Source organism: Lacinutrix sp. C3R15 (genome assembly GCF_018860825.1).
Classification (GTDB): Bacteria; Bacteroidota; Bacteroidia; order Flavobacteriales; family Flavobacteriaceae; genus Oceanihabitans.
Window position 1 is genome coordinate 226,569 of record NZ_JAHKPZ010000004.1, and the last position, 24,547, is coordinate 251,115.

Sequence of the window (24,547 nt, forward strand, 5' to 3'; positions counted from 1 at the left end):
TATGTTAGATAAAAACGGAATAGCAAAACGAATTGCAAAAGAAGTGCAAGATGGTTACTACGTAAACCTTGGTATTGGTATACCAACTTTAGTAGCAAACTATGTTAGAGAGGATATAGAAGTAGAGTTTCAAAGTGAAAATGGCGTTTTAGGAATGGGGCCATTTCCTTTTGAAGGGGAAGAAGATGCAGATATTATAAACGCAGGAAAACAAACCATTACAACGCTTCCGGGAGCTAGTTTTTTTGATTCTGCAATGAGTTTCTCTATGATTAGAGGAAAACATGTAGATCTTACCATTCTTGGTGCCATGGAAGTTGCTGAAAATGGTGATATTGCCAACTGGAAAATTCCGGGTAAAATGGTAAAAGGAATGGGAGGCGCAATGGATTTAGTTGCTAGTGCAGAAAATATTATTGTGGCTATGATGCATACCAATAGAGCAGGAGCATCTAAATTACTTAAAAAATGTAGCCTGCCTTTAACAGGAGTTGGTTGTGTAAAAAAGATTGTAACTAATCTTGCTGTTTTAGAGGTTACTGAAGGCGGTTTTAAATTATTAGAGCGCGCTCCAGGAGTTTCTGTTGAAGATATTAAAAATGCCACAGAAGGTAAATTAATAGTTGAGGGAGATATTCCAGAAATGACTTTGTAGTCTCTAAAAAACAAGTTTTTTTAATAACAAGCTACCATTACGCTATTTAAAACAATAATAGTGTGTGCAATTTAAAAGTCTTTACCTATGTATATATTCTTGTACGTATAGGTAGAGGCTTTTTTTAAGTCATAAGCACCTATGTTTTAGGTGTAAATAGCTATTATATGATTAAAAATGCTTTGATAGTGAGTTGGTTTGCACTTCTAGATTATTTTTTTACCTATTAAAAATTAAGGAAATAGACTTCAAATAGCTATTAAATGTTAAAATTTAATGTATTTCATCGATTTATTATGCGTTTAAGCAGATTATTTAAAAATATATTCCATATTAGCAGTCCCCAAATGTACCAAATATAATAACCCCAAGTCTACCATAGACGTAACCTAAAATTATGAATTATGAATACCGATTTATTTTTTTTAAAACTTTTTAAAAAGGTAAAGAACACATTCAGATTTATAGGGAGCTTATTGTATTTAACAAAAAAGGTATTCATGCTATAACCCTTTGGGTATAGCATGAATTAACTTTTTTGTATATTCTTTTTTAGGATGATTATAAATTTCATCAGCATCCTCTAATTCTTCAATTTTTCCAGCATTCATAACTAGTAATTGATCTGCCATATATTTTACAACTGCTAAGTCGTGCGAAATAAAAATATAAGTAAATTTAAAGTCCTGTTTTAACTCGTTTAATAAGTTTAATACTTGTGCTTGTACAGAAATATCTAAGGCAGAAACAGACTCATCACAAATAATAAGTTTTGGTTGTAAGGCAATGGTTCTGGCAATACCAATACGTTGTCGTTGTCCGCCAGAAAAAGCATGTGGATATCTATTATAACTATCTGCATCTAAACCAACTCTATTTAAAATTTCGATAACCTTTTCTTTTCTTTCGGTATCAGAATCATAGAGTTGATGCACTTTCATGGGTTCTAAAATAGCATGACCAACAGTTAGTCTTGGGTTTAAAGAAGCGTAAGGATCCTGAAAAATTATTTGAATATCTTTTCTAAGGGTTCGCATGGCTTGCTTAGATATTTTGGTAATATCTTTGCCTTTGTAAATAATGCTTCCTGCAGTAGCTTTATCTAACTGTAAAATGGCTTTACCAAGTGTAGATTTTCCGCAACCAGATTCACCAACTAATCCTAAGGTTTCTCCTTCATATAATTTAAAACTTACATGGTTTACGGCTTTAAATCCTTCGGTTTTATTAAATAAACCAGAGGTGTTAAAGTATTCTTTTTCAAGATTAACAACTTCTAATAAAGGAGGTTTGCTGTAAATTAATTCTTGTTTTTTTTTTCGGTCTTCTTTGGTAATTATAGATGTAGATATGCTTCCTTTTAAATAATCTTGAATAGTAGGTAGCGTTTTTAGCCTAACATCTAATGAAGGTCTAGAGCTAATAAGTGCTTTGGTATAATTGTTTTCTGGGTTTTTAAAAATTTGCTGTATACTACCTTGCTCTACAATATTGCCTTGATACATTACTAAAACACGCTGTGCAATTTCAGATATTAAAGATAAATCATGCGTAATAAAAAGGATGCTCATTTTAGTTTTTGCTTGCAACTCTTTTAAAAGTAGAATAATATCTTTTTGTACCGTAACATCTAAGGCGGTTGTTGGCTCATCTGCAATGAGTATTTCTGGCTCACAAGCAATTGCCATGGCAATCATAACACGTTGCATTTGCCCTCCAGAAATTTCATGAGGATATTTATTGTAGGTTGTTTCTGGCATTGGAAGCTTTACTTGTTCAAACAAGGAAATTACCTGCGCTTTTGCTTCGGTTTTAGTTAGGTTGGTGTGTTGTAAAACAATTTCTAAAACTTGTTTTCCGCAAGTCATAGAAGGGTTTAAAGAACTCATGGGTTCTTGAAAAATGATAGAAATTTTCTTTCCTCTTATTTTTTGAAAAGCTTTAGCGTTTAGTGTGGTTAAATCTTCGTCTTTAAACAGAATAGTACCCTTTGTAATTTTAGATATTTTCTTTGGTAACAAACCCAGTATAGCTAAAGAGGAAACAGATTTACCAGAACCAGACTCACCAACAATTCCTAATATTTCATTTTCATATAAATCATAAGATATGTTGTGAATAATTTCTTTCTCTTTTTGTTTGTTAAAGAAAGAAATACATAGGTTTTTTATAGAAAGTATTGTGTTTTTAACCATGGCTAAAAATAGCGTTTTTGGGCTTGAAAATTACGGGAAATCCGTAAAAAATACCCGAATAATTTTACTTAAAACGTATTTCATCGAATAATTAACACAAAATTATGAGTTTGTTAAAAAAAGACTACATTCATTATGTTTTAATTAAAATATTAACAAAAACTTAAATTATTAGTATGAAAAAAAAAATTACTTTAACAGTTATTTGTTTTCTTATGGTTGGATCTCTTTTTGCACAATATCAAAGATGTGGTGCCATGGAAAATCTAGATTATAGAAAACAATTAGATCCACAATTAGAGCAGAGAATGGCTGAAATTGAAAGTTTCACCCAAGCAAGAACACAGGAAATTTTAAATAATCCTAATTCTAGTAGAATAGATGGAGATATAATTACCATTCCTGTTGTGGTACATGTACTTTATAGAAATAGTACAGAAAATATAAGCGATGCGCAAATACAATCGCAATTAGATGTTTTAAACGAAGACTTTAGACGTACAAATGCAGATGCAGATAATACCTGGTCTCAAGCAGCAGATACACAAATAGAATTCTGCTTGTCTACTGTTGACCCTAACGGAAATGCTACAACAGGTATTACTAGAAAATTAACAACACGTGAAGATTGGGGAGCTAATGACGAAGCCAAAAGTTCTTCTTCAGGAGGAATTGATCCCTGGAATACTTCAGAATACTTAAATATGTGGATTGTACCAAAAATGACAACTACCTCTGGAGGGCAAACCATTAACCTTTTAGGTTATGCGCAATTTCCGGGTGGTAATGCAGCAACAGATGGTTTAGTAATGATTTATAATGCTTTTGGTAGAACAGGAGCTGTAACTTCTCCTTATGATGGAGGTAGAACTACTACGCATGAAATTGGACATTATTTTAATTTACGTCACATTTGGGGAGACTCTAACTGTGGAACCGACTATGTGAGTGATACGCCAACACACCAAACTTCAAATTATGGGTGTCCTACTGGGCAAGTTTCATGTTCTTCTACAGATATGGTTCAAAACTATATGGATTATACCAATGACTCCTGTATGAACTTATTTACACAAGGGCAAAAAACAAGAATGCGTACCGTTTTAGAAGCTGGAGGAGCAAGACGAGCTTTAGCTTTATCTGATAAATGTAGTGGAGGAGGAACAACACCTACTTGTACAGATGGTATACAAAATGGAGATGAAACAGGAGTAGATTGTGGTGGAACTTCTTGTTCTCCTTGCGCAACAGGACCGCAATATTGCGATGCTGCAAGTACAAATGTAAACGATGAGTATATTAGTCGTGTGCAGTTAGGAACTATTAATAATGCATCTGGAGCTCAATTTTATTCAGATTTCACTAGTATTTCTACTAACTTAACTAAAGGAAGCGCTACTACTATAACAGTAACTCCAACATGGACAGGTTCTGTTTATAGTGAAGGATATTCGGTTTGGATAGATTATAATCAAGATGGTGATTTTACAGATTCTGGCGAACAAGTTTGGAGTCAGTCTGCTACGCAAACCACTCCAGTAAGTGGAAGTTTTACCGTTTCTACTTCTGCAACAAATGGGGAAACCAGAATACGTGTTGCTATGAAATATAATGGCGTGCCAACATCTTGCGAAACATTTAATTATGGTGAAGTTGAAGATTATACCGTAAATATTGTTGCAGGACAAGCAGATACTGTTGCTCCAGTAATTACATTAAATGGTGACGCTACAGTTAATTTAACAGTAGGAGATAGCTATGCTGATGCAGGAGCTACAGCAACAGATAATGTAGATGGTAATTTAACATCTAGCATTAGTGTTACAGGTTCTGTAAACACAAATATAGCCGGAACATATACTTTAAATTATAATGTAAGTGATGCTGCAGGAAATGCTGCAACACAAGTTTCAAGAACTGTTATTGTTAGCGAAGCTCCTAGCGGAACAGGATGTTCTGGCGCAATTACATCTTTTCCTTATAGTGAAGGATTTGAATCTGGTTTTGGGGCTTGGTCTCAAGATAGTACAGATGATTTTGATTGGACAAGCCGTTCTGGTGCTACCCCTTCTAGTAATACAGGACCATCTAGTGCATCTGCAGGTTCGCAGTATGTTTTTATGGAATCATCTTCGCCAAACTATTCTGCTAAAAGAGCAATTTTAAATTCTCCTTGTTTTGATTTAAGTGGAGAAAGTCAGGCAATATTTGAGTTTGCATACCATATGTATGGCGCTTCTGCAATGGGTAGTTTAGCTTTAGAGGTAAGTAGTAATGATGGAAGTTCATGGGCAAGCATTTGGAGTGCATCTGGAAACCAAGGAAACTCATGGAAAACAGCAGCTGTAGATTTATCTGCTTACGCAGGAGCAACGGTTCAACTACGCTTTAATGGTGTTACAGGTACCACATGGCAAGGAGATATGGCTGTTGATGCAGTAAGTTTATCTACATCTGGAGGGTCTTCTGGAGGTGATACTAATGTTACTTTATCTATAACTTTTGATAATTACCCAGAAGAAACCTCTTGGACAATTACAGATGGTTCAAGTAGTGTTGTAGCATCAGGAGGAACTTACGCTAGTCAAGCAGATGGTTCTACCTTAAATGTTAATATAAGCTTGCCAGCAGGATGTTATACCTTTACAATAAATGATGCATATGGAGATGGTATTTGCTGTTCTTATGGTAATGGTTCTTACTCTTTAACAGATGGAGGTACAGTATTAGCAAGTGGAGGTTCTTTTGCAAGTTCTCAAGCAACAACATTTTGTGTTGGCGGAGCAACAAATGCAACATCTAATTATTTTACTACAACTACAGTGCATACTGCAGATAGCCAGTTTACGCTATATCCTAACCCTGTGAAACAAACACTAAATATTAGTCTATCAGGATTAGAAGCACAAAGTTTCGAAATTAAAAACCTGTTAGGGCAAACCGTGCTTAAAGGTAGATATACAGATACTATTCCTGTTGCTAACCTGCAACAAGGCATGTATATTTTACAATTGAATATTGGGGAGAAAACAAAAGTGAAAAAGTTTATAAAACAATAATGAATAAGCACCAATAATTAATTTAATTAAAAATCCAGAGTGAAAGCTCTGGATTTTTTTATTTCTTTTTACAAGAAGATATTTCAAATAGATAAAAGTTTTTTTTGTGCAAATTTTTACCAGAAAAAGGTAAAAACCAGGCTTTCGGCAGTCGCTCTCTTCGAGGAGCTTCAACAAAGCCTCAATCCTTTTCGCGAATACTACACATGCATAATCTCATTATCATGCAGTAGTGCATCACCACGAAGTCTTAAAAATATTTGTGCTACAGCAATGGTGTCTTTTTCACAGTAGGTAACAATTCTATCTATTTCATTTTCTTGGTAGTACACTTTGTAAACCTCACTACCATCAATATCATCTTTTGGTGATGGTATACCTAAAACATTGGTTAATAGTTTTAAAGAGGTATAGTTTTTATAGTCGCCAAATTTCCAAAGTTCTAAGGTATCTAGGTGCGGTACTTCCCAAGGTTTTTTACCAAAAAGATTAAGTTTATATGGTAATTCTATATTATGAATAATCATACGTCTTGCTATGTATGGAAAGTCAAATTCTTTACCATTATGCGCACAGAGTAAATGCTTAGCTTGACTAAAATGTGAAAGTAATAGATTTTTAAAGTCTTTTAAAATTTTTGGTTCTTCGCCAAAAAAGGAAGTAACTCTAAAGGTTCTTACATCATTTTGAATAGCAAAATAACCAACCGAAATACATACTATTTTACCAAACTCTGCCCAAATTCCTGCTCTATCATAAAATGCTTCGGCAGTAAATTCATCTTTTCTTTGGTAGCGTGATTTAGCTTCCCAAAGTTCTTGTTTAGTGGTATCTAAATCAGAAAAATATTGTGTTTCTGGAACGGTTTCAATATCTAAAAATAATATGTCTTCTAGGTTTAGTTTGCTAATCATGTTTCCTATTGCTTTGAGCTAGCCTAATTATAAAGGCTAGCGATAATTTATTTATTCATCATTTTATATGCTTCTTCTATGTATAAAGAGATGTCTTTGGTGTATGCACCAATACCTGCATCTGGAGATTTTTGGTGGCCTAAGCGTACAATAATTACATTGTCTTCAGGCTGTACAATAACATATTGGCCAAGGTGACCTCGCATCATGAAAAAATCTTTGTTATTTTGTGTTTTTAGCCACCAGCCATAACCGTATTCTGGACTGTTAGGAAAACGTGGTTTTAAAGACTTTGCTACAAAAGCAGAATCTAGAATTTGTTTGCCATTCCATTTTCCATGGTCTTTATATAGTTTACCAAAACGTGCAAAATCTTTTGCGTTACTGGTAATGCAGCAATATGCTTTTACTAAATCATGTGCTTCGCTATCTACCTGCCAAAGGGTTTCGTTTTCACTTCCTAGCGGTTTCCAGAAGCTTTCGGTTAAGTAATTGTATATTTTTTTACCTGTAGCTTTTTCTATTACCATGGCTAGCATTTGTGTGTCTCCACTTGCGTATTTAAATGCTTTACCTGGTTCTGTAACTACTTTTAAGCCGTTCATTACTTTTGCTAGGTCGTCATCAAAATATGCTCTTGTGGTTATAGATAGGGGTGAGTAATAGGCTTCGTCCCAATTGGTACCAGAGGCCATACTACTTAAATCACCTACAGTCATTTTTGCTGCTTCACCTTCACAAAAAGCAGGCAGGAAATCGCAAACGGGTTGGTCTAAGCTTTTAATATAACCATCTTTAATGGCTTTACCCATTAAGCCAGAAACATAGCTTTTTGCCATAGAAAAAGAGTTAGATTTAGAGTCTTTGTTGTAGCCATCATAATAGTTTTCAAACCAAACGCTGTCGTTTTTAATGATTACGTAAGCTATGGTTCCCCAATCTTTGTTTGCTTTTTGTAGCGTTTTGGTTTCTGTTACTGTATTGTAGTTTTTGTGTGTTGGCCATGGTTGTGGTGTTCCGTTTTCTACAACCTGGTAATCAAACTTTTTATAGTCGTCTAAAAATGCTGTAGTATACCCTTGCATATAAATGGTACGTACTGCTTTAATAAGGTAGTCTGTGTCTGTAATGTATAGGGTTGCAATTAGTAAACCTAAAAGCACAGCTAGTACTTTTAGAATCTTTTTTATTAATTTCATTTATTATTATTTTAGGGTATTAAATATAGGAAATCTTTAAAAAGTATACTCTTTTTTTTGAAAAATCTTATTTTAGTTTGGGTGTGCGTTAGCGATTGTAGTGGTTAGCTTTTGGCGAGCGTGCGTTTTGAGCCAAAACTAGTAACGGAAAGCGCGACCCTTGTGGTAACGCCAAAATATTAAAAAAGACTTTGTTGTGTATAAGGGCTTTCGTGTTCTAAGAGCCATTGTTTGCGGTGTAGGCCTCCTGCGTAACCTGTTAAACTGCCATCGCTACCAATAACTCTGTGGCATGGAATAATAATCCAAAGTGGGTTTTTGCCATTTGCATTTGCTACTGCTCTAATGGCTTTTACGTCGCCTAGTTGTTGAGCTAATTTTAGGTATGTGGTAGTCTTACCAAACGGAATGTTAAGTAGTTCTTGCCAAACGCGCTTTTGAAAATCTGTACCAGCAGGGTTTGTTTTAATATGAAAATGTTTTCTTTCGCCATTAAAATATTCTTGTAGTTGTCTAGCACAGTCTTCTAATTCTTGCGGTATACAATCTGTTAGTTTTTCTTCAGAATTTAAAACAGTTATAGATGTAACACCATCTTGATCGCCTGTTATTTTTGTGAAACCTAAAGGAGATTGGATGATGCAGGTATTCATTATTCTTTTGTGTTGTTTTCTTCTATGATACCAAGTTTTTTAGCGCGAGCTTCCCAGCTTTTTCTGGCAAGGTGTTGCAGGTCGCTTACGTTGTCGCTTTCATCCATAATTTCCATACCAAGAAGTGTTTCTATAACGTCTTCCATGGTTACTAAACCGCTAACGCTTCCGTATTCATCTACAACTAAAGCCATATGGTTTCTGGTTTCTACTAGTTTTTCAAAAAGAGTAGGTATGGCTAAATCACGATTTACAATGATAATGTCTCTTTTAAGGTCAGACAGTTTTTTGCTGCCATTGCCTAAGGCCATTTCTTTAAAAATTTCGTCTTTTAAAACAAGACCTTTAATATTGTCTTCGGTGTCTGCATATACTGGAATTCTAGAAAAGCGTAAATTCATGTTTCTGTTAAAAAAATCTTCAACGGTTGTTGCTTCGTTTTCAGATTTCATTACGGTACGAGGAGTCATTACGTTTTTAGCAAATACTTGTTTAAAGGTTAGAAGGTTTTTAATAATTTTACTTTCATTGCCTTCAAAAACACCTTCTTCATGTGCCATGTCTGCCATGACTAAAAATCCTTCTCTGCTTAAAACGCTTCCATGCCCTTTACCACCAATAAGTTTTGTGGTAAGTTGTAATAGCCATAAAATACCTGTCCATTTAAGAGGCCAGATTAAAATGGTAAGTGCTTTTGCTGTAAAATTTGCTAAACTTTTCCAGTAGGTTGCCCCAATGGTTTTAGGTATAATTTCTGAAGCGATTAATATTAATAAGGTCATTATTGCAGATACTACACCTACGGTGTTAATACCAAAAAAATCTAATTTAAAAGGTAGTTTTTCTGCTTGAATACCAACCATCATGGCACCTAATGTATGGGCAATGGTATTTAAGGTTAGTATAGCAATTAGTGGTTTGTCTACATCTTTTTTTAGACTTTCTAGGGTAGTTGCGTATTCTTTACCTTCTTGTTTTTTAACATTCATAAACGTAGGTGTAATACTTAAAAGTACAGCTTCAAGTATAGAACATAAAAACGAAAAGAAAATAGAGATGGTTGCCCAAAGAATTAGTGCAGTCATAGAATGTGTGTGTTTTTGGCTAATTTACAAAATCCTATTTATAATTATAGTCTTAAAGAGAATTGGTTATTTACCAATTTTCAATCAAGGAATATATTATTTTTTAGCATTAAAATGTGTTATTATATTTTCATAAAAAGTATAAGATTTATAAAATATAATTAACAGTAATGGTGTAAAAAAAACATAATTTTACTTGATTTGTTATGAATTCTTCTTTTTTTATGTTTAAACACTTAAATATTATTAAGTTCCTGATTTGCATGTATTTACATGTATTTTTTTACTTTCAAATTTCGGTAAATACCAAAGACATAAGCTTTTATTACGCTATTCTTATTTATACATTAGTCTAGAGTTAACTAACCTAATTAATTAATTTAAACCTAATTTATAATGAAAAACATTACCTTTTTATTAATGATGTTATTGAGCATCACAGCTTTCTCTCAAGTAGAGATTGTTGAAAACTTTGATAGCGCTCCAGACTATGGTCTTCCTACTGGATGGACAGCAAGTTTGAATGCTTTTAGTAGCGATTCATATATTGTAGTGCCTTATGAGCAATGTGGTGGTACTGGGAAGAGTATTGCTACAGCAGCTAGTACAGACTATGGTGAAACACCATGGGAAATAGAAAATATTTTAACAACTCCCAATTATCCAGGTATAACTAACAATACTGACTTAACGGTAAGTTTTTCAATAAATGTATTTGAAAAAACGGGTCCTTGGCCTCCAATAAGTGCTTATGCTCCTGTTTCAAATTGGGGTTCTGTAACTTTAGAGTATTCTGTAGATGGTGGTGCAACTTGGATTTCTGCTGTTACAGTAGATAGTTCTGATTTGACTTATGTAGACACAGAAACATGTACCTCAATACCTGCTGTTAATCTTGGAGCACTTACCGCTGGTAATGATTTTCAAGCTCGTTTTATTACAAATTTAACGAATATGGATCCTGGACATTTTACTTTAAATGTTGTTTTAGATAATGTTTCTATAACTCAAGTTGCTACTACAGCACCAAATTGTGATGCTACTCTTATATCTCCAGTAGCAGGTACTGATACTACAGATTTAAATGATACAATGACATGGAATACAGCAACAGGATTACCTACAGGTTACACTGTTTCAATAGGTACAAGTACTGGAGCTACAGATGTTTTAAATGCAGCAACTACCACAGCAACTAGTTACTCATTTGCTGGTCTTGGATTAGCTTATGGAACAGAGTATTTTGTTAATATTGTTCCTTTTAATGGTATAGGTAGTGCAACAGGATGTACAGAAGAAAGTTTTACAACACGTATGGCTCCAATAGAAGGCGCAACATGTTCTAACCCTTATGTTATTACAGGACTTTCACCATCAACTCCTTATTTAGGATTAGCAGATGATACCTCTAACTATGAAAATAACATTAATGAAGGTCCTTGTGGTGGATATTCAGGAGCATATTTAGGAGGTTATGATGTGTTTTATCAAATTACACCAGCTACAGATATTTCTATTAATATAGAGCTTGCAAATATTGTAGGTAATGGAGCTAGTATTCATGTAACAGAAGGTTGTATTGATACTGCAACAGAATGTACTGCTTATGTTGGTGCTTATAGTGGAACCACTAGAAATATAGATGACTTAGTGTTACTTGCTGGGCGTACTTATTTTATAGTGTTGAGTAGTTCTAGTTCTTCTTTTAGTTATGATCTTTTATTAATAACTCAAAATACTTGTATTAATCCAGAGTTTACATTAACTCCAGTTTCAGAATGTGCAACAGGTGAATTTACTGTAGATGTTGATGTAACGTATATGGGAGATGCTACAACATTAACATTAACAGATAATTTTGGTAATACAAATTCTAATATTAATGCTGCAGGTGTTACAAACTTTGGCCCATATGCTAGCGGATCTACTGTAGAATTTACATTGACAAGTAATAACGATAATGCTTGTTCTTATACAGATTCTACTTTCTTTTATTGTCCACCTGTAAATGATGATTGTACTAATAATATTGAACTAACTGTAAATACAGATGGTACAAACAACATTTTTACTAGTGTAACTAATGCAGGTGCTGCAGAGTCTGCTAGTAACCCGGTTAACTGTATTTATACAAATACTAATGATATATGGTTTAGTTTTGTTGCTACAGATGAAACTATCATTTTAGAATATTTAAATATTACTGAAGCTATTGGAGTAGGAGGAATAAATCAAGCTACTGAGTTGCTTGAAGGTAGCTGTGGAGCATTTACTAGTCTTGGTTGTTACAATAACAATAGTGCTTATATTACATTCTTTGATTTAACAGTAAATAACACTTACTATATTAGAAATAGTTCAGTGAGTTCTGGAGATTATGCTCAAAACTTTGACATCAGTTTAAAATCTGCTCCTGCTGCTCCTGCAAATGATGAGTGTTCTAATGCTATAGCGTTATCGGCATCAACAGATAACCAATGTAACAATCAAATAACAGGTACTACTGTTGGAGCAACTGTTTCTGCTGATAATTCATGTAATAATGAATATACTACATTAAGAGATGTTTGGTATGTATTTACACCAACAAATACTGCGTATTATGAGTTTTCTTATGAAAAATTAGACGAAACTGTAACATCAAACTATACCATTTATGAAGGAACTTGTGGTGCTTTAACGCAATTAAGTGCTAATTGTAATAATTATACAAACCAAACTTTACATTTAACTAGTGGTGAAAGCTACTCTATCATGGTGCGTTCTGCTACTACTGCCGCTGGTACAGGTTTTAATTTGTGTGTATGGGAAGTATTAGATGCACAGATAAATAGTAATTGTTCTGATTCGATAACTTTATTAGAATCTTCAGACTCTAATGGTGATAATACTATTGCTGGAAATTTTGAAGGAGCTTATTATTCTTTAGAAGGTTGTTCAAGTAGTTCTAACGAATCTTTATGGTATAACTTTACACCACAGTATACAGGAGTGTATTATTTTGATTTTACAAGAGTATCAGGATATGCTTATTACACTGTTTATGATACAGGTGATTGTTCTCAAATAGAAACAGCAGGATTTGTTTCAGATATTACAAGTTGTTATAACTCTGGTGCTACATCAGCAGAGCTAGTAGCAGGTAATAGCTATTTAGTATTCTTATATGCATCAAGTGCAGCAGAGTTTGAGTTCTTTGCTTATCCTGACCCGTCATTAAGTACAGAATCTAATACTTTTGAAACATTTAAGTATTATCCTAATCCAGTTGTTAATACATTAACAGTTGAAGCAAAGAACACTATTTCAAGCGTGAGTGTTTTTAATATTGTTGGTCAACAAGTGCTTACGGCTAGTCCAAACAGCATAAAATCTACAATTAACATGAATGAATTAAAAGATGGAGTGTACTTTGTTACAGTAACTATTGATGGTGCTCAAAAAACAATTAAGATTGTTAAAAAATAAACGTAACAATTAAATGATTAAACACGAGTAAAAGATGTATTCTCTTGCTCGTGTTAAAAAAGAAATATAGATAGCCTATAAGCTAGATATATTTTAAATGCTCTAAAAAGAGTAGTTTTTTTCAGAAAAAAGCAGCTGTAATGGCTGCTTTTTTTATGCTTTAGAATAAAAAAAGTAGTTCTTAATACTTTATGTAAAACCAATTTATCTTTACTAAAAAAGTAAATAACAGTTTTAAAAAAAAGTTTTATATATTTAATTTCTTATAGTTTTCATGAAAAAGCACTTAAAATAAGAGTTCGAAAACTATATTTGTATTTAAAATATAATACAGTATGCTTTTTGATAAATAGAAAAACACATCATTATTTTAAAGAATTTCTGTTAAATAAAACCTTAGTTATTACCGCTGTTAGCTTTTTGCTATCTATAAGTTTTTATTCACAGGAGAATGATCTTGTCTTAAAATCAGAAGAACTTATTTATTCCAATCCAGATGAAGCTATTAAAATAGCGAATCATATTTTAAATACCAGTCCAAAACTTCAGGAAAAAGTTATTGCTAATTTACTTTTATCTAAAAGCTATTTAGTAAAAGGAGATTATAATAATGCTATTATTTATGCCTTTAATGATAGTAATCAACTAGAAGAAATTGATATACATACACGAATAGAAAACAATATAATAAAGGCAGTACTTTTAAGAAAACTATATCTAGATAGCCAATCTGAGGAGTATATTAACAAGGCTAGTTCACTAACGACTAAATTAACATCTAAAAAAACATTATTTGAAAGTCATGTCTATTTAGAGCAAATAAATATGCTTTTAGATAGATTTAATATTAATGAAGCAATCACAGCTATTTCTGAAGCTGAAGCTAAACTTAAAAACTTTTTAAAAAATAATTCTACTGAAAATAGAGCTTTTATTCTAACAAAAGAGCGTGCGTACAATAGTCTTTCTAAATACGATTCTGCTTTTGTGTATATTGACAAAACCCTTGATTTATTAAATTCATCAGAAAACAATAATCTTTATGAAAAAGCTATCATTTACAAAGAATTAGGGCATCTTTACTTACAAAAAAAAGAATACCAAAAAAGTGAAGAAACACTTTTTATTGCATTACGCTATGCCGAAATATTAAATAACCCGTTTCTGTTAGAGCAGTTAAATCGAGATTTAGCCATTAACTATTTAGCATCTAATCAAAAAAATAAACATAAAACGTATAATGATGAGTTTTTAGTTTTAAATAATAAAATAGAGCAGATTGAGCAAGAATCGGTAAACACATATTTTAATATAATAAGTGGGCAACAAGAAAAGCGATTACGAATAGAAAAGCTAAAATATACCAACTACCTATATGTAGCTTTGGGAGCTGTTTTCTTTTTTATTGTTATTGGTATTTTGATCTTGTTAAAAAGTGAAAACAAAAAAAAACGTATAAGAGAAATTATTAATTATTTAGAAATAAGCAGAAATAATTTTATAAAGGTTAAACCTGTAAAAAAACAAACCTCTAAAAAAATAGCAATACCAGAAGAAACAGAAAAAAATATTTTATTAAAACTAAAACGCTTTGAAAAATCTCAAAAATATTTAAATAACGATATGTCATTAGCTGTATTGGCAGGGCAATTTGAAACCAATACAAAATACTTGTCAGAGATTATTAATAAGCATTATAACGACAATTTTAATACCTTTATAAACAAGCTTCGCATTAATTATATAATTGAAAAATTAAAAACAGATTCAAATTATATGAATTATAAAATTAGCTTTTTAGCAGAAGAAAGTGGTTTTAGCACACATAGTAGTTTTGCTACAATATTTAAAACTATTATTGGTATGCCTCCAGCTACATTTATAAATTTATTAAAAACCGAAAGAGAAGAATTAAAAAAAAATAAGGAAACTAAATGATGATAAAACTTAAATATCACTTTCTTATTTATCTGTGTGTGTTATTCGCAGTTTCTATTCGTGCTAATACCTTTCAAAAAAAGCAAGTAGATAGTCTTATTAACGAGGCTACTAATATTGCATATGAAAACCCTAACAAATCCATTGAAATTGCTCTGTCTATTTTTGAAAATACATCCTATTCAAAAGAATCTAGAACTCGAGCTTTAATTCTGGCATCTACTGCATATACCTCTAAACGGGATTATAAAAAAGCTTTAGAACATATTATTAAAGCCAAAGAATTTTCAAGTAAAATAGATAATAAAAGCCTTCAAATTAAAATTTTATTTATGACAGGGCTTCAATATCAACAACTAAAGATATTTGATAAGGCTATAGAGTACATGGAGGAAATAGAAAAACAAGCTCTAACATTTCCTGAAAGAGATTCTATAGGTAAAGTACTTGCAGATAGTTACTTGGTAAAAGGGTTTATATATAAGGATAATTTAAATTGTGATATCGCATTAGAATACTTTAAAAAGGGTATCAAAGAATATGAAAGATTAAATTCAGGCGTTCATAACCAAAGCATTGGACATTACAATATAGGAAACTGTTATATCATTCTCTCAGAGTATAACAATGCCAAAAATAGTTTTAATAAATCTATAGAACTTGCTACTCTTGAAAATGCTAGTAGTTTGGTTTCTTTTGCGCAAAAAGGTTTGGCCGAAGTATATACTTTAGAAGGCAAAAATCAAGAAGCCATTTCGTTGTTACTGTCGGCTTTAGAAAGGTCAAAAAATGTAGGAGATTTAGTTTTAAATTTAGGTATCTATAAAGGGCTTTTTGAAAACTATTTAGTACTTAATGAATCAGATAAATATCAGAAATATTATGAGCTGTTTTCAAAAATTCAATTAGAGATAAAAAAATCTGAGCGAAGCTCTGTTAGTGATTCTATTAAGGAAAGTTCTAAAAATTTAAATGAAGCAATAAACCAAGTTCAATCGCAATTTAAAAACAGATTTAAATGGTTAGCTTTAGTAATTTCTATCTTCATTATTATTGTCTTTTTTATAGAAAGAAAAAATAAAAAAATAATCAAAACACTACAAAAACAGGTAGAAACTATACAAAACACGAAATCTTTAACAAACTTACCATAAAAATATTGTTTCAGGGCTTGTTGACTGACTGTCAGTAGATTAATTTTGTTTTTTGTCTTTTAAATTTCGGTAAAAACCAAAGACTTAAACTATATATATAGTAATTATATACATACATTTAAGTTTAAATTACTAACTGAAATTGTTTGACATGAGAAACAAGTTACAAAAAACCGTAGCAACTAAATCCTTCTTTTCTTCTAGAAAGATGAGTGAAAATAGAGGTTTTATTTTTGCTTTTACGCTAGCCTTATTTTTATTAATTTCTGGAAAAGGTTTTGCTCAATTAAGTGAATCTTTTGATACTGGTATTCCAGGTACATGGACGCTTTTTGGTAATGGCGTTGGAACCTCTGAATGGAGTACAACACTAGATGGGTATAGTGGTACTCAAGGTGTTTCAATAAACCCTAGTGCAGATAATATTGGTGATCAAAATATGGCCCAATATTTTTTAGTAACACCACAAATAGCTGTGCCAGAAAATGGTGAAATACAATTTTACACAAAACAAACAAGCGAAATAGATAATGGCGCAGAATATCAAATTCGTATTTCAACTGCAGCCCAACCAGATATTAACGGTTTTAATATTGTTTTACAGTCTTATACAGAAACTACTCTAAATGTAGGTTTACAAACAGAATATGAGAAAAAAATTGTAGAAATACCTACATCTATTCCTTCAGGATTAAATGTATACATTGCCTTTGTTGCAGTAAACACTCAAGATGGTGCAAATGCAACTGGAGATGAATGGTTTGTTGATGAAGTTTCTATTTTAGAAGGTTGTATTGAGGTTGAAGATGATACTGTAGTTATTGAAGATATTACAGTAGATTCTGCGCTTGTTACATGGTCTCACCCAACAGCAACTAACTTTGAAATTCAAATAGTACCTACAGGTGGTGTTCCTGCAGATAGTGGTATTCCTGTTACAGGAACTAGTTACTCTCTATTAAATCTAGATAATCAAACAGAATTTGATGTTTATTTGTCTGCAATTTGTGGTAACGATACACAAAGTGCTTTTACAGGACCTTATACCTTTGAAACTTTAAAATATGGTTTGTCTTGTGATGCGCCTATTGTAGTTCCAGATGTTTCTACAACACCTTATGTGTTAGCAGATAATTTAGCCAATTGGGTAAATCCAGATGAAGTATATACTACTGAAGGGGCAAACTGTATACAAGGTAATGGTCTTTATAACTATTTAAATGGAGATAAGGTGTTCTTAACCTATACACCAACGCAAGATGGGTTAATAACAATAACACATACTACATTTGATAATGGAGACGAAACGAATAATTGTTATAATGCACAGAGTAGTCTTTTTGTTTATGATAGTTGTGCATCTGTTGGAGTTAATTGTATTGCAGGATTAAATATAATAAATGGATTTGAACCAGGTTCAATAGATAACTTATTTGTAGAAGCTGGAGAAACATACGTTATAGTGGTGTCCTCTCCGTACGGAACAGGAGCAGGAATCTGCTTTGAATTAGAAATTTCAGGACCAACATGTGCTGCTCCAGCAGATTTTGTTTATAATAATTTAACACAAAACAGTGTTAGCTATTCTTGGGATAATATTGGAGGATTTTCAGACTCTTGGGAGTATGTTGTTGTTCCTACAGGTTCTGGAGAACCTACAGGTTCTGGAATAGCTACTAATACTAACCTTGGAAATACTATTAACGGGTTAACAACAGCAACCACGTATGATTTTTATGCGCGATCTATATGTAATGGTGTGCCAGGTGATTGGAGTAATCCAAACACATTTACAACCCAATGTACTACTTTTGATACACCATTTTTTACAGATTTTAGTACAGCAACAAATGACAGTCCTGAACCATGTTGGACAACTATTAACGTTAATGATGACAATTACACTTGGGCTTTTATTGGTGGATATGCTACACTTGCAACAGGAAACACGCAAAATGAAAATAATGATATTTATGCGTCACCACGTATAAATTTTGATGGTACACCAAAGCGTATTCGCTACAAACATAGAGCTACTCAAGGAGCTTCTACATATACCGTAAAATTGTCTACAACAGGAGTTGGTTATGATGATTTTACAACGGTTGTTTTACCTTCTACTACTATAAACAATAACAGTTTTCAAGAAATAATTGTTGATCTTCCTGAAGACATTGTAGGTGAAGTTAATATTGCATGGATTGTAGAGCCTAATGCATCAGAGACTGCATTAAGAGTTTCTATTGATGATGTTACTATTGAAGATAAACCTTCTTGTCCAGACCCTTTAAACCCTTTTGTTTTGCAAATTACCGACAGTTCTGCTTGGTTATTCTGGACCGTTGGAGACGAGGAGACAGAATGGGAAGTTGCTATTCAAGACCTAGATTCTGGTGTGCCAACAACACCTGGTGTAATTACAACTAGTAATTTTCCTTATATCGTAAATGGTTTAGATTCAGGTCATAGATATGAATATTATGTAAGAGCTGTTTGTGATACAGATGATTTTAGTGAATGGGTTGGACCTGTACCTTTTACAACGCTGTGTACCTCTTATGATACACCATTTTATGAAAGTTTTAATGATGATGATTATGATACCAAAAAGTTTTGTTGGGAAATAACAGATGCTAATAATGATAGTACAACTTGGTTTATTAATGATACCTATGCTAATATACAACCATCTATATTTACTCCTGCAAGTAGTTACAATGATTACTTAATCTCTCCAGCTATTAATTTAGATGGTACTCCAAAAGCATTAACGTTTGATGTAAGAGCAGATTTTTCTTTATTTGCTACAGCTACACGTTTTGGACTAGAAGTTTTGATGTCTACCACAAACACAAGTCCTGGTAGTTTTTCAGTAATTTCTCCATTAGAAATAATTACTAATGGTGCATATGAAGAAAAAACTATTATAGTAGAAGGTTCTGGAACGGTTTATTTTGCCTTTAGAGTACCTCCTGAATTCTCCGGAACTATGTCTGCATTAAGTATTGATAATGTTCGCGTTAATGATGCTCCTTCTTGTCCTAACCCAACAGATTTAGTTGTAGATACAACAACCGCAACCACAGCAGATTTATCATGGTCTCCAGGATATCAAGAAACAGCATGGAATATAGTTGTGCAACCTGAAGGCTCAGGAATTCCTACTACTACAGGTATTGCTGTTACTAGCACAGATTATAACGCAACAGGATTAACTTCAGATACTAACTATGAGTTTTATGTAATGTCTGATTGTGAAACTGGAGATAGTGAATGGGTAGGACCTATGGTTTTTAGAACATTGTGTACCTCTTTTACAAGCCCATTTGTAGAAACTTTTAATACAGATTCTGACTCTGAAAGCTGTTGGCAAACCGTTAATAATAATGGAGATTACTATTTTTGGGAATTTAACAGCGCAACATTTCCTTATGAAGGTGACGAAGCAGCAGCTATTTTAACTACAACTAATGGTAACAGTGATGATTGGTTGATTTCTCCTACCATTACTATTACAGAAAATCAGCGTTTACGATTCTATTATAGAGTGAATTCTGACCTCTATATTGAAGATTTAGATGTACTTCTTTCAACTAATGGTACAGGATTAGATCAATTTACAACACAATTATATGATTCAGACACTGATCCTGTGGTAATTAATAATGAAGAATACAGAGAAAAAATAATAAACTTTCCAGCAGGAATTAGCGGAGATATTAATATCGCTTTTCATGTTCCGTATTTTCCACCATGTACATGTGGTTATAGAGGATATGGTCTCTTTATAGACAATGTAAATATTGAAGATGTTCCTGCATGTGCAGAACCAACAAATATAACCTTTAATAACATTACAGATACGCAAGCGCAAGTTACTTGGGATGCCAATGGATCTGAAACTGCTTGGGAAATTTCAGTACAACCAACAGGTTCTCCTGCTCCAGTTGGAGATACAGATCCTGCTTATTTATACAGTGCAACAACAAATCCTTTTACTCTAACAGGGCTTACAGCTTCATCAGAATATGATGTCTATGTAAGAGCAATCTGTGATGGTTCTGAAAGTGAATGGTCAGGTCCTATAGAATTATTAACTCTTTGTAGTTTTGAAAATCTATGTCAATATACATTTGTACTTACAAGTGGTTATGATATTTCAGCATCTCTGGAAATTACTCAAAACAATCAAGTAACACAATCATTACCTTTTAATGGGGAAGTAGCAGAAGAGTTTCCTATCTTTTTATGTTCTGGAGTAGAGTTCTCTGTTTACTTTGCTACTTTAGGGAGTTCGCAATCTCAATATGATGATTACCAGTTTGATATTATAAATAACGAAGGTGTTACCGTTTATTCTAGTCCAACAGGTATCCCATTAAGAAGAGTTGTATATGAAGGTACTGCAATTTGTGGAGCTATTTCATGTCCACAACCAACAGACTTAACTATTAGTGAAACATCGGTATTCTCATGGACTCCAGGAGGATCTGAAACACAATGGGAAGTAGCTGTTCAACCTTATGAAAATGGAACTTTACCACAGTCAGGAACAATAGTTTCAACAAACTCATACACGCCAACAGCTTCAGATTTTAATGACCCTAATGCAGTAACTTATGAATACTTTGTAAGAGCTATTTGTGGTACAGATGACCAAAGTTATTGGTCAGGACCATTTAGTTTTGTTAGAAATGATGACGTTTCAACAGCAATACCACTTCCAATTAATTCTGATGATTCATGTGATATTTCTGTAAATAATGTCTCTTTTATTGGAGCAACGGTTTCTTCCGAAAGCATGACATGTGAGGGTTCAAATACTGGAGATATTTGGTTTGACTTTACCGCAGAATCCTTAGTGCATATTATTGAGATAAATGGTTTCACAGGTCAATTTTATTTATCTAGTGGAGACATACCTTACCCAGATATTACCATGACACTTTATAAAGATAATGGTGGTAGTCTTGAGGAAATTTCGTGTACCTATGATAAAGTAATGGTTACTATGTATTCTTCAGAATTAGTAGTTGGTGATAATTATAAATTAAGACTATCATTAAAAAACGCTGAATCTAGCACCCGAATATTTAACGTATGTTTAAGAACGCCATCAGATTCATGTTTAATTGAAACTGTTAATGGAGATTTTGAAGACTCTGTTTTAGGTTATGTAAGTGGAATAACTTCTATTGCAACCATACAAGTGGTTCCTGGTTGGCGTACAAACTTAACGTCATGGGATGATGGAGCTATTTTTATCTGGGAAGGATTAGTAGCTCCTGGTTTTGAACCTTATGATGGTAGTCAATGTGTACAAATACTAGCAGACATGGCTAATGACCCAGAGGTTAAAGGATACTACCGTGATTTTGATACTTCTGAAACTACTCTCTTTGATTTTAATTATGCACACCTAGGAAGGTCTGAAGGTAATATCATGCAAGTATATGCTGGTCCTCCTGGTGGGCCTTACACCATGATTAATGAAAATGCGGCTATCGCTCAGGCTTGGACACTTGTGACGGGAGAGTATCAAGTTCCTGAAAACCAAAATACTACTCGATTTGTTTTTAAAGCGAGTGGTGATAGTTATATTGGTAATATTATTGATGCAGTTAGTTTTACTCCTAACAATGAAATAATAACACCATCAGCTGTAGTTGATTGTACAAACCCAATTGTTTCAGTAGCGGCTAATGGTACAGGAACCTGGATTCCAGATGCTAATAATCCTGGAAATGTTATAATTGACGATGCTAATAGTAATAACACAAATATTTCAGGGTTTTTACAACCTGGTGTTTATACATTTACTTGGCAAACACGTTATTGTGAAAATAGTATTGCTTTTACTTATAATGGTATCTCAGATGTTCCAACTATTGAAACGCCATTAGAATATTGTTTAAACACTACAGCGCTACCATTAACAGCAATGCCAACAGGTAGTTATTCTTTAGTGTGGTATACGCAAGCTGTTGGCGGAACAGGTACTAGTACTGCTCCAATTCCAGATACGTCTGTTGTTGGTGATACGTCATACTATGTAGCAAATGCAGATGCAAATGGATGTGAAAGTCCACGTGTTGAAATAATAGTAACTGTAAATGATGCTATTACTCCAGAAATCTCATTTAGCTATGAAACAACCTGTATTGTTGCTCAAGATAATCCAACACCAGATTTAAGTACTGATTTTGAAACTGGAGGTTTGTTTACATCACCTACTTTAACAGTAGATGCAACAACTGGAGAAATAGATGTTGCTTCTGCAACAGAAGGAATACATGATGTTGTGTATACGTATAATGGAAATGAAGAAACATGTATAAGTGCAGGTGTCTATACCGCAACGATTACTTTTACTGAAGCAGTTCCTGCGATAACTACATTTGATTATGGAGAGACTTCTTTCTGTGAACTAGAAAATACAATAGTTACACCTAACTTAGTAAGTGGTTTTACAACTGGAGGAAGCTTTAGTTCTACAACATTAACTGTAGATGAAACCACTGGTGCGTTAGATTTATCTACTGCAACCATAGGTAATCACGATATTACATACACATACCTAGCAAATGAAACAGCTTGTGAAGAAGATGGTGATTTTACACTTAGTATAGAAATTACAGAAGCTACACCAACAATTGCAAATTTCACATATACCGAAAATTCATACTGTTCAAATAATGCTGCTGTTTTACCAGAATTAGCAACAGGTTTTACAACAGGAGGAATCTTTAGTGCAGAAGATGGTTTATCAATAGACGCTGCTACAGGAGAAATTACTTTTTCTACAAGTACTGTAGGAGATTATACAGTAAGCTATCAAGTAGATGAAGATATTACTACATGTACCGAAGGTAATTTAAGTACGTTTGCAATTTCTATTCAAGAAATAATTACACCAGAATTATCCTTTAGCTATACAGATACTTGTGAGCTAGTTGCAGATAATGTTATGCCATTATTAAATAACAACTTTGTATTAGGAGGTACCTTTAGTTCTGCTACCTTAACCGTAGATTCAGCAACTGGAGCAATTGATATTACTTCAGCAACTGCAGGAACACATAACGTAACATATACTTTTGCAGGCGATACAGATATGTGTATACTTTCAGGAAATTATACAGCTACAATAACTTTTACACAAGCAATTCCTGCAGTGGCACTATTTGATTATGGAGCAACTTCTTTTTGCGAATTAAATGCTACTACGCTAATACCAAATTTAGCAACAGATTTTGCACTTGGAGGAACCTTTAGCTCTACAACATTATCTGTAGATGCTATTACTGGTGCATTAGATCTATCAGGAGCAACCTCAGGAATGCATGATGTTGTATATACTTTTGATGGCGATATAACCGCATGTTTAGCATCTGTAAGTTTCACAGTTACTATAGAAATAATAGAAAAGACAACGCCAATTACCTCTTTTACTTACTCAGATGATGTGTATTGTGCAACAAGTACTAATGTGCTTCCTGAATTAGCAGCAGGTTTTACAACTGGAGGAACTTTTAGTGCAGAAACAGGCTTAACAATTAATTCTACAACAGGAGAAGTAAATGTTTCTTCAAGTGCTATAGGAAATTATACTATTAACTATGAAGTTGTAGAAGATTCAGCAACATGTACAGAAGCAAGTATAAGCACGTTTAATATTACCATTCTAGATGCTATAGAAGCTTCTATTGATGGTGCATGTAACAACGAAGAATATTGGTTAACTGTGTCTCCAATTAATAGTTCGTATAACCCAGATGAGGTAACCTACACCTGGATGGATGCCAACGGAAATGTGGTTGGTGAAAATTCAGAACTATTTAATGTAACTGCATATGCAGATCAAAACCCAAACCTAACAATACCAACTCAATTTACAGTAAATATTGGTTTTGGTAACTGTCAAACAACTGCTTCATTTACAACAGATCGTTTTGCTTGTAGAAATATACCTAGAGGAATTTCGCCAGATGGAAATGGTAAAAATGACAGCTTTGACTTAACAGGTTTCGGAGTTACAAATATGATCATATTTAATAGATACGGAAAAGAAGTATACAGTTTCAGCGGAAACTACTCTAACCAATGGAACGGGAAATCAAATAAAGGAAAAGAATTACCAGATGGTACTTATTTCTATAAAATTCAAAAAGAAGATGGAAGCTCTATAACTGGTTGGGTTTACATTAATAGAGCACACTAATTGTAA

The 24,547-nt window shown here is 33.1% G+C and carries 11 protein-coding genes; 6 read left to right on the top strand and 5 right to left on the bottom strand.

Going from position 1 to position 24,547, the window contains the following annotated elements; genetic code table 11:
* Nucleotide 1: 1 nt before the first annotated feature.
* Nucleotides 2–655 carry a CoA transferase subunit B gene (locus KO494_RS01055; protein ID WP_215965729.1) on the top strand — a complete coding sequence of 218 codons (654 nt, stop codon included), beginning with the start codon at nt 2–4 and terminating at the stop codon, nt 653–655.
* A gap of 503 nt (nt 656–1,158) precedes the next feature.
* Here the strand turns inward: KO494_RS01055 and KO494_RS01060 are convergent.
* Complete coding sequence (locus KO494_RS01060; protein WP_215965730.1) at nt 1,159–2,850, bottom strand: ABC transporter ATP-binding protein; 1,692 nt, start codon at nt 2,848–2,850, stop codon at nt 1,159–1,161.
* A 176-nt stretch (nt 2,851–3,026) separates the two neighbouring features.
* Between KO494_RS01060 and KO494_RS15930 the strand changes: the two genes are divergently transcribed.
* The gene (locus tag KO494_RS15930) at nt 3,027–5,909 is read left to right on the top strand and encodes an immunoglobulin-like domain-containing protein (RefSeq protein WP_252730209.1); all 2,883 of its coding nucleotides are present in this window, start codon (nt 3,027–3,029) and stop codon (nt 5,907–5,909) included.
* 200 nt (nt 5,910–6,109) lie between these two features.
* On the opposite strand, the gene KO494_RS01070 is transcribed toward KO494_RS15930, so the two are convergent.
* From KO494_RS01070 to KO494_RS01085, 4 genes are all read right to left on the bottom strand, one after another.
* The gene (locus tag KO494_RS01070) at nt 6,110–6,823 is read right to left on the bottom strand and encodes a 3'-5' exonuclease (protein ID WP_215965731.1); all 714 of its coding nucleotides are present in this window, start codon (nt 6,821–6,823) and stop codon (nt 6,110–6,112) included.
* Between the two features lie 47 nt (nt 6,824–6,870).
* Nucleotides 6,871–8,022 (bottom strand): serine hydrolase, encoded by a 1,152-nt coding sequence (locus KO494_RS01075; protein ID WP_215965732.1) that lies wholly within the window; start codon nt 8,020–8,022, stop codon nt 6,871–6,873.
* 179 nt (nt 8,023–8,201) lie between these two features.
* Nucleotides 8,202–8,675: a methylated-DNA--[protein]-cysteine S-methyltransferase gene (locus tag KO494_RS01080; RefSeq protein ID WP_215965733.1), complete on the bottom strand. Its 474-nt coding sequence runs from the start codon at nt 8,673–8,675 to the stop codon at nt 8,202–8,204.
* Complete coding sequence (locus KO494_RS01085) at nt 8,675–9,760, bottom strand: CNNM domain-containing protein (RefSeq protein WP_215965734.1); 1,086 nt, start codon at nt 9,758–9,760, stop codon at nt 8,675–8,677. Before KO494_RS01085 ends, KO494_RS01080 begins: the two co-directional genes overlap by 1 nt.
* A 396-nt stretch (nt 9,761–10,156) precedes the next feature.
* Here KO494_RS01085 and KO494_RS01090 point away from each other — a divergent pair, with 396 nt between their 5' ends.
* From KO494_RS01090 to KO494_RS01105, 4 genes are all read left to right on the top strand, one after another.
* Nucleotides 10,157–13,228 (top strand): T9SS type A sorting domain-containing protein, encoded by a 3,072-nt coding sequence (locus KO494_RS01090; protein WP_215965735.1) that lies wholly within the window; start codon nt 10,157–10,159, stop codon nt 13,226–13,228.
* 342 nt (nt 13,229–13,570) lie between these two features.
* On the top strand, nt 13,571–15,166 hold the full coding sequence (locus KO494_RS01095; protein WP_215965736.1) for an AraC family transcriptional regulator: 1,596 nt from the start codon (nt 13,571–13,573) through the stop codon (nt 15,164–15,166).
* Entirely contained in the window at nt 15,163–16,320 is a 1,158-nt protein-coding gene (locus KO494_RS01100; protein WP_215965737.1) for a lipopolysaccharide assembly protein LapB, read from the top strand. Before KO494_RS01095 ends, KO494_RS01100 begins: the two co-directional genes overlap by 4 nt.
* Nucleotides 16,321–16,471: 151 nt before the next feature.
* Nucleotides 16,472–24,541, top strand: coding sequence for a choice-of-anchor J domain-containing protein (locus tag KO494_RS01105; protein ID WP_215965738.1), 8,070 nt, complete (start codon nt 16,472–16,474; stop codon nt 24,539–24,541).
* Nucleotides 24,542–24,547: the final 6 nt, after the last annotated feature.

Bases quoted from the DNA above. Each gene is read 5' to 3' on its own strand.
- KO494_RS01060 (WP_215965730.1), bottom strand. From the start codon at position 2,850: ATGGTTAAAAACACAATACTTTCTATAAAAAACCTATGTATTTCTTTC.
- KO494_RS01080 (WP_215965733.1), bottom strand. From the start codon at position 8,675: ATGAATACCTGCATCATCCAATCTCCTTTAGGTTTCACAAAAATAACA.
- KO494_RS15930 (WP_252730209.1), top strand. From the start codon at position 3,027: ATGAAAAAAAAAATTACTTTAACAGTTATTTGTTTTCTTATGGTTGGA.
- KO494_RS01055 (WP_215965729.1), top strand. From the start codon at position 2: ATGTTAGATAAAAACGGAATAGCAAAACGAATTGCAAAAGAAGTGCAA.
- KO494_RS01100 (WP_215965737.1), top strand. From the start codon at position 15,163: ATGATGATAAAACTTAAATATCACTTTCTTATTTATCTGTGTGTGTTA.
- KO494_RS01070 (WP_215965731.1), bottom strand. From the start codon at position 6,823: ATGATTAGCAAACTAAACCTAGAAGACATATTATTTTTAGATATTGAA.
- KO494_RS01090 (WP_215965735.1), top strand. From the start codon at position 10,157: ATGAAAAACATTACCTTTTTATTAATGATGTTATTGAGCATCACAGCT.
- KO494_RS01105 (WP_215965738.1), top strand. From the start codon at position 16,472: ATGAGAAACAAGTTACAAAAAACCGTAGCAACTAAATCCTTCTTTTCT.
- KO494_RS01085 (WP_215965734.1), bottom strand. From the start codon at position 9,760: ATGACTGCACTAATTCTTTGGGCAACCATCTCTATTTTCTTTTCGTTT.
- KO494_RS01075 (WP_215965732.1), bottom strand. From the start codon at position 8,022: ATGAAATTAATAAAAAAGATTCTAAAAGTACTAGCTGTGCTTTTAGGT.